We start from the raw sequence: 4,404 nt of genomic DNA on the forward strand, positions 1-4,404 counted from the left end.
ATAAATATGATTGTGTTTTTTTATATATTAATAATTTTTTTTTAATAATAAAAGAAAATATGTAATTATATTAGTAGTAAGGTATTTTTTTTTAAATTTTAATTATTTAAAATATAATTAAATATGAAAATTTAAAATCTTTTATAAAAAGAATATAAAAAGAATATAAAAAGAATATAAAAAGAATATAAAAAGAATATAAAAAGAATAAGGAATCAGAATAAATGATTTTTAATTTATTATCGAATATAATAATTTTTGTATTGGGTATAATTTTTGGAGCTATTGTAGGAGCTTCTTTATATTCAATATATTCGCATAATCCAAATTTTTCACAATTAATAAAGAATAAAAATAGTATTAAATATAATATTTTACTAATATCACAAAAATGGTATAATTTTATTGAAAAAATAATACCAAAGAATATAATTAATTAAAATATTTTTTTGATATTTACCTTAAATTAAGTATTTTACAAATTAATTTTATTTAGAAGATTATAATAATTTAATCTTCTTTTTTTTTTAAAAAAAAATAAAAATCAATAAATACATTCTAAGCTTTTTTTTATTCTTAATTGATCATCTTTTTCTTTTAATAAATTTCTTTTGTCATATTTTTTTTTTCCTTTTGCTAAATAAATTTCTAATTTTAATAAATTTCTATCAGAAATAATTTTAACAGGAATAGCACTAAAATCTTTTATTTGAATTTTGTTTTTAATTTGTAAAATTTCTTTTTTTTTTAATAAAAGTTTTTTTTTTCTTTTTTCTTCATAATCAAACTTATTACTAAAATCATATTTAAAAATAAACATATTAAAAACAAATGCTTCATTATTTTCAATATTAATATAAGAATTATCAAAATTAACTTTTTTTAATCTAATTGATTTTACTTCATTTCCTAATAATTGAATACCTGCAATATATTTCTTTTCTAAAAAATAATTATAAAAAGCTTTTTTATTAGTAAGAATAGTTTTTATCATTATTCAAATCACTTTTTTATTTTAAATATTTACAAAATAAACCTTATTATATATTAAAAAAATATAATATTATTTTTTTAATTTTTTATATTTAGATAAAGATTCCTTGATTATGATTAAAGATTTATTTTTGTCTTCTATTTTTTTTATTAAAACTTTTTTATTTTCTAAATCTTTATAATGAATTAAAAAATGTTTTATTTCCTCTAATAAAAAAAAGGGTACATCTTTAATATCTTGATAATTTTGCATTGAAGAATCAAAATTCGGAACAGCGATTATTTTGTTATCTATCTCGCCATTATCAATTATTTCAATAACTCCTATTGGTCTGCATTGGACTAAAACCATTGGATCTAAAATTTCCTGAGATAAAACAAAAACATCTAAAGGATCTTTATCTTCACAGTAAGTTAAAGGAATAAATCCATAATTAGAAGGATAAACAAAAGAAGTTCTTAAAATACGATCTAATTTCAGTAAACATGTTTCTTTATCAAGTTCATATTTTTTTCTACTACCTTTAGAAATTTCAATCATAACAAGAAAACTATTTTCAGTAATTCTTTCTGAAGAAATATTATTTAATAAAACCATATTATATTTTTTCCTTTTTAATTAAAAAACTTTTTTATTTTTTAAAATTTTATATCTTTTTTTATCTTAAAAAAATAAAAAAAGATTTTTAATTATTAATTTAATTAATAAAATTTAAAATTTTAAAATAAAAATAAAATTTAAAAAATATAAATTATTTTTTAAATTTTTTTAGCTCCGTATAATTTAGTTTTTTTTAAAAAAATATTTTTCTTTTGAATTAAACTAATATTTAAATGATTAAATAGTAAATGTTCTTTTTTATTTAAATCTAAAACAATAATACTATTTATTAACTTTAAATGTTCTTCATTATTGGTTTCATCTTGAAAAATTTCATAAAAACAAAAATATATTTTGTTATCATTTTTTTCTAATTTTAACAAAAACCCTATAGTTTGATGTTCTGGAAGTGAAGAAGTTTCTAAATTCATTTCTTTTAAAGGTTTGATATTTGTTTGATCTACAGAAATGTGAAGAGAAAAAGCTTTAGGAACAAATTTAACACTTATAGTTTTAATTAAATGAAAAAGAAATTTTTTATCTAAAAGTTCGATATCAGTAACATCAATAATTCTTTCTATAAACTCTTCAATTAAAATATCGACTTCTTTTGAATTTATATTTTTATTATTAGCAATTTCACTTAAATGTTTTAAATAATTAAATAAATGTTCTTTAAAAATAATTAAATCTTCTCCGTGAAAATTAATTATTTCAAAAAATAAATCAATAATAGAATAACCTGAAATTTGACAATTACAAAAAGAAATATTAATTGAATTAATATTTTTTCTTTCTGAATCATTAAAATAAAAATATCCTAAAGAAGGGTTTTTGTTTAACAAAGAATAAAAAGAAACCATTTCTAATCCTGTTTTATCATATTTATCATCAATAAATGACTCTTTTAAACCTGAAATATTAAATAAATCAAATAAAAAATCTAATTTAGGAATATGATATTCTAATAAAGAAAAAACAAGTTGTTTAAAATTTAACCATTCTTTAAAAGATTCACATGAAATAGTTTTAACATCTTTAATGTTGTAAAATAATATTACTTTTTTGGAAAATATAGATCCTAAGTAATGTTTCCAAGCAATAATCAAATGTTTTTGTTTTAGATCTTTTTTATATTTATTTTCTAATAATTTTTCTGCTTCTTTTTTTGATAAAATCGAAGAATAATCGCATAAATTTTTTTCAGATTTTGATGTTTCTATTTTTTGATTTCTAGAATCAAAAAAAATTTTTTGTTCACTTTCACTATTTTTTTTTTTATCTAAAACTATAACATCTTTTGAAAATTTTAATTTTGTATTTTCTAATTCTTTATTTTCTTTTAATTCAATAAAATCTTCTTTTTTTGTTTCAACAGCTTTAATAATAGAAAATTCAAAAATTAAAAAAAAGAAAATAAAAAAAACAAAAAAATAATAAAAATTAATTTTTTTTAAAAAAAATTTGTATTTTTTCAATTACTTATTTCTTTCTAACATTTTTTTCTATAAAAATTAAACAAAAATAAATTTGAATTAATATAAAAAATATAATTAATTTTTTTAAAAAAAAATTAAATCAATGGTGGCTCCGGGCAGAATCGAACTGCCGACACGAGGCTCTTCAGGCCACTGCTCTACCGACTGAGCTACAGAGCCCTATTTTAAAATATATAAAAAAATGGCGGTCTGGACGGGAATCGAACCCGCGATCTCCTGCGTGACAGGCAAGCATGTTAACCGCTACACCACCAGACCTTTTTTGGTTGCGGGAGAAGGATTTGAACCTACGACCTTCGGATTATGAGCCCGACGAGCTACCAAACTGCTCTATCCCGCGATAAAGATAAAAAAATTTTTTGGCGGAGAAAGAGGGATTCGAACCCCCGCATCCTTTCGGATCTTCCAGTTTTCAAGACTGGCCCCTTCAACCGCTTGGGTATTTCTCCAAATTTATATAAAAAAAACTAATTAATGGTGGACCTGGTAGGATTCGAACCTACGACCAACCGGTTATGAGCCGGTAGCTCTGGGCCAACTGAGCTACAGGTCCAACTTGGTAGCGGTAGGGGGATTTGAACCCTCGACCTCACGGGTATGAACCGAACGCTCTAGCCAACTGAGCTATACCGCCTCATTTTAAAATTTTTATTTTATTAACTTTAATATTATAACATTTTAATTTTATTTAAATAAAAAATTGGTGGAGTTTAGCGGATTCGAACCGCTGACATCCTGTGTGCAAGACAGGTGCTCTACCAACTGAGCTAAAACCCCTTTTTTTATTTATGGTACCTAGAGCCGGACTTGAACCGGCACGGCTAAAAACCATGGGATTTTAAGTCCCACGTGTCTACCAATTCCACCATCCAGGCAAAAAACAAAAATAAAATATTTAATTTTGAATTTTTTAAAATGGTGTCCCGTAAAGGACTCGAACCTTTGACACCTTGATTAAAAGTCAAGTGCTCTACCAACTGAGCTAACGGGACGACTATTTTTTTTATATATATGTATATTTTTTTGGTGCCAAAAACAGGAATCGAACCCGTAACCTACTGATTACAAGTCAGTTGCTCTACCTATTGAGCTATTTTGGCTTATAAAACATGGTAGAGGATGAGGGACTTGAACCCACGACTTTCTGCTTGTAAGGCAGACGCTCTCCCAACTGAGCTAATCCTCTTCTAAGTAAACCTTGGCAAATCTTATCTTTGCTTTTGAAACCAAAAACTATTTTCAGAATAAAAGGACTTAACTGCTGTATTCGAAATGGGAACAGGTGTTTCCCCTTTTATTAATCACCAAGGT

At 23.1% G+C, this 4,404-nt stretch carries 3 protein-coding genes, 11 tRNA genes and 1 rRNA gene; all 15 read right to left on the minus strand.

From position 1 onward, the window contains the following. Positions 1-544 precede the first annotated feature (544 nt). Positions 545-994, minus strand: a complete 450-nt coding sequence (gene smpB, locus Q8777_RS02275) for an SsrA-binding protein SmpB (RefSeq protein ID WP_318676487.1) — start codon at positions 992-994, stop codon at positions 545-547. A gap of 69 nt (positions 995-1,063) precedes the next feature. Next, positions 1,064-1,591, minus strand: a complete 528-nt coding sequence (locus Q8777_RS02280) for an inorganic diphosphatase (protein ID WP_318676485.1) — start codon at positions 1,589-1,591, stop codon at positions 1,064-1,066. Positions 1,592-1,752: 161 nt separating this feature from the next. Continuing rightward, positions 1,753-3,072, minus strand: a complete 1,320-nt coding sequence (locus Q8777_RS02285; RefSeq protein ID WP_318676484.1) for a hypothetical protein — start codon at positions 3,070-3,072, stop codon at positions 1,753-1,755. A gap of 104 nt (positions 3,073-3,176) precedes the next feature. Then, positions 3,177-3,252 (minus strand) — tRNA-Phe (locus tag Q8777_RS02290). A gap of 23 nt (positions 3,253-3,275) precedes the next feature. Continuing rightward, positions 3,276-3,351, minus strand: a tRNA-Asp gene (locus Q8777_RS02295). A gap of 5 nt (positions 3,352-3,356) precedes the next feature. Then, a tRNA-Met gene (locus tag Q8777_RS02300) sits at positions 3,357-3,433 on the minus strand. A 20-nt stretch (positions 3,434-3,453) separates the two neighbouring features. Next, positions 3,454-3,542: transfer RNA gene (locus Q8777_RS02305), tRNA-Ser, on the minus strand. Positions 3,543-3,568: 26 nt separating this feature from the next. Further along, positions 3,569-3,646, minus strand: a tRNA-Ile gene (locus tag Q8777_RS02310). A 4-nt stretch (positions 3,647-3,650) separates the two neighbouring features. Beyond that, positions 3,651-3,727: transfer RNA gene (locus tag Q8777_RS02315), tRNA-Met, on the minus strand. A 67-nt stretch (positions 3,728-3,794) separates the two neighbouring features. After that, a tRNA-Ala gene (locus tag Q8777_RS02320) sits at positions 3,795-3,870 on the minus strand. Between the two features lie 12 nt (positions 3,871-3,882). Further along, a tRNA-Leu gene (locus tag Q8777_RS02325) sits at positions 3,883-3,968 on the minus strand. A gap of 41 nt (positions 3,969-4,009) precedes the next feature. Further along, a tRNA-Lys gene (locus Q8777_RS02330) sits at positions 4,010-4,085 on the minus strand. Between the two features lie 32 nt (positions 4,086-4,117). Beyond that, positions 4,118-4,193 (minus strand) — tRNA-Thr (locus tag Q8777_RS02335). Between the two features lie 10 nt (positions 4,194-4,203). Further along, positions 4,204-4,279: transfer RNA gene (locus tag Q8777_RS02340), tRNA-Val, on the minus strand. Positions 4,280-4,289: 10 nt separating this feature from the next. Then, positions 4,290-4,402, minus strand: a 5S ribosomal RNA gene (rrf, locus tag Q8777_RS02345). Positions 4,403-4,404 lie beyond the last annotated feature (2 nt).

Origin of the sequence: Candidatus Phytoplasma stylosanthis (genome assembly GCF_032886435.1) — a bacterium.
Classification (GTDB): domain Bacteria; phylum Bacillota_I; class Bacilli_A; order Acholeplasmatales; family Acholeplasmataceae; genus Phytoplasma; species Phytoplasma stylosanthis.